At 37.4% G+C, this 2,717-nt stretch carries 4 protein-coding genes; all 4 read left to right on the top strand.

Going from position 1 to position 2,717, the window contains the following annotated elements:
* A partial coding sequence (locus CBW22_RS25355; protein WP_176428199.1) for an RHS repeat-associated core domain-containing protein occupies positions 1–436 on the top strand: 436 nt, incomplete at its 5' end.
* Entirely contained in the window at positions 433–645 is a 213-nt protein-coding gene (locus CBW22_RS25350; protein WP_088518205.1) for a hypothetical protein, read from the top strand. The genes CBW22_RS25355 and CBW22_RS25350, both read left to right, overlap by 4 nt.
* Positions 638–976 carry a hypothetical protein gene (locus CBW22_RS25345; RefSeq protein WP_088518204.1) on the top strand — a complete coding sequence of 113 codons (339 nt, stop codon included), beginning with the start codon at positions 638–640 and terminating at the stop codon, positions 974–976. The genes CBW22_RS25350 and CBW22_RS25345 overlap by 8 nt, the downstream gene beginning before the upstream one ends.
* 701 nt (positions 977–1,677) lie before the next feature.
* On the top strand, positions 1,678–2,283 hold the full coding sequence (locus CBW22_RS25335; protein ID WP_088518203.1) for a DUF3885 domain-containing protein: 606 nt from the start codon (positions 1,678–1,680) through the stop codon (positions 2,281–2,283).
* Positions 2,284–2,717: the final 434 nt, after the last annotated feature.

The following is a 2,717-nucleotide window of genomic DNA, read 5'->3' as shown; positions in this document are numbered from 1 at the left end:
GGTACACTGGTATCACAATGACGTTGCGGGCATGCCGCGTGAGCTGACCAGTGGGGATGGTAGTGTAGCGTGGCGGGCAGAGTACCGTGCGTGGGGCAACACGGTGCGGGTAGAGCATGCTCAGACGCGCCATGCTGAGCCGGTACACCAGCCGCTGCGCTATCAGGGCCAGTACTACGATGCAGAAACGGGTTTGCACTATAACCAGTTCCGCTACTATGATCCGAATGCGGGGCGGTTCATCAGTCAGGACCCGATAGGGCTGGCGGGTGGGCTGAATCTTTATCAGTATGCACCGAACCCGCTCAGTTGGGTTGATCCGTTGGGATTGTCAGCAGCACATCGAGGACGAATCCAGGCACAAGGCATGTCCCTTGAAGAATCTGTTTCATGGAGTCAAGAACCCCCCTTACGGCAGAGGATGCTAAGAAAATGATGATGGAGCTGAAGGGAAAGTTAAATAAACGTGATTTAGCGCTAAGAATAGATGCATTCCAGAGGGCAGAAAAATTAATAACTATTGCTAGTAAATGTGGAGAAGCTGATACACCTGTAAGTAAAACATTTATGGTTAAAGACACTAAGCATGAGCGCGTTGATATGGAAATTATTTCTGGGAAGCATTTTTGGAGTGAATATGTTTAATAATTACCTTGTTGATGTGAATGAATATTTGGAACTAGAGTCTTCGTTGCAAAATTTCTTTTTAAGCATTATGAACAATAGAAACCCAGTGGACTGCCCATATTACAATACCACCTTTTCAAATGGAACGCCGTTTATGGATGGTGATCCTATATTTTCAGCGAGAAAGAAAAATAATGGCGAGATCATTAAGATTGTTTTAGATGAAGGTACTGATTCAATTAGCGAGTTTGATAAGCAAGTAGATGGTTCTTCCATCCATGTTATAGTTGCTAATGTTTCTGCTTTGGAGCTAATTAAAAAAAGAATTATCAATTGGTACGTGGATTAAGAAGTATCTAAAGGAAAATGATATATGGCTGTATAAATTGAGAGTGATAATGATGAACTATATAGATATTCAATTCTTAATGCTGGAGACATTATTACCTAAAGATGATGTCAGTTTGGGATGTGAATGTTTTTTATTTTGCTGAAATGATTAAATAAAAGAATTAATCATCGCAAAACAGTCCAGTGTTGAAAGAAATTAAAAAAATTGATTGTTTTTTGCTCTGCGCCAGTAATAATTATGAAGACTCTCGACTTCCGGGTGTTTGATATTGGCTTCAAAGAGAGGTCAGTTTTATGAGTTTTAGTCTAAAAGTTTCAGTGAACTACGAACGAAACTAGCACCTGATTCATGATTTAGCCGAATAGCATTCTAAGACCCTATAGGGCTGGCGGAGGCTTTATCTTTATCAGTATGCGCCGAATCCGCTGGCATAGATTGATCCCCTGGGTCTTTCAAAATGCCACTTAGATAATCCCAGGGAAAAGTAAACAGTGCTGAAATAGGCGATATAGTAAGGACCCCGTCATCACATCCTGAAGATTTTGTTAAAGTATAATGTGGGAATTATAAGAATAATCATACAAATGAAATATGGAGTAAAAGTAATACATCGCATAGTGATAAACTAGGTGAATGGAAAGTTGGTATAGATAAAGCGGAACCAAAGCCAAGGCATAAAATAACCATAGGTATGAGTGATGGAAAGATCATTTAAATCGATAAGTAGCCTCTCACTAAATGAAATTAATTTCTCTGGATTTAGATTGTCCAAAAGTTGGGTCGGTTTTTTTGAAAAAAAAGTTTCTTTTTCATACCCTCTAATTGACGAGGCTATTTCTTTATTCGAAGATTTTTTTGGTAAAGAGGATGAAGGTGTAATTGTTATTGCAGCTCTTTCATTTAATGATGAAAGAGAGGATGATAAAGAAACGATTAATAATTATCAGGCTTTATATGAGGAGATGAAAGATAAAAAATTACTTTTGCCAATGACCGAAGAGTTTGAAAGTTATCTTTATGGTGATTCTTGTTTGCCGGCTTTTTCACTCAGCTTAAGTAAAAAAAGTCATGACTTCAGAGGTCTATCAAGATTGATGATGTGTCATGCTGGAGTTGTTGGTCAGGTTTGTTTTTATATTAATCTGGATTTAAATGTGGCCATTTATCCACATGATGATGTCGGATTTGGGTGTATTGCTCTTAACGAGGAATATAAAAAATGTGAAGAGTTTCTGCATAATTGTGCGAAAAGTGAATCGTTCAATGTTTTTATTGATAGCGATAATGGATTGGTGAAGTTATGATTGTTGATGTGTTTGCAAACTTATTCTTAACTTGCTTGTCCAGAACTGTATGGTTAATTGGCTGTGAGTGTAAATAATAACGCCAGAACGCCATTGATTAAGCTAATATAACTCGTGTGGGGCTAGTGGTATTATAAAGGTGTGAGAGATATAAAGTAATGCCATTGTAGTGACGAGGCTGGTTTTGGTCTTGATGTTTTACGGTAATCTTTATTTAATTAAGTAGTAATGATTATATTCTTTATTAGTTGATTGCTATTTTTTGTTAGCTATGTTTAAGTGCGTTTTTATCATCATTGATAAATGATTTTTTCAGGGGTTTTTAATGTTCAGATGAATTATCCAAACGGTATTTTATTGAAATAAATGCCCAACTTCGAGTCGGGGTAAATTCTAAACCAACGGTGTTATAATGATGAATTAACTGTTAATGG

It is taken from the genome of Pantoea sp. VS1, from assembly GCF_002207995.1.
Classification (GTDB): domain Bacteria; phylum Pseudomonadota; class Gammaproteobacteria; order Enterobacterales; family Enterobacteriaceae; genus Pantoea; species Pantoea dispersa.
The sequence above is the reverse complement of the archived record's forward strand: the minus strand, read 5'-3'. Positions and strand labels throughout refer to the sequence as shown.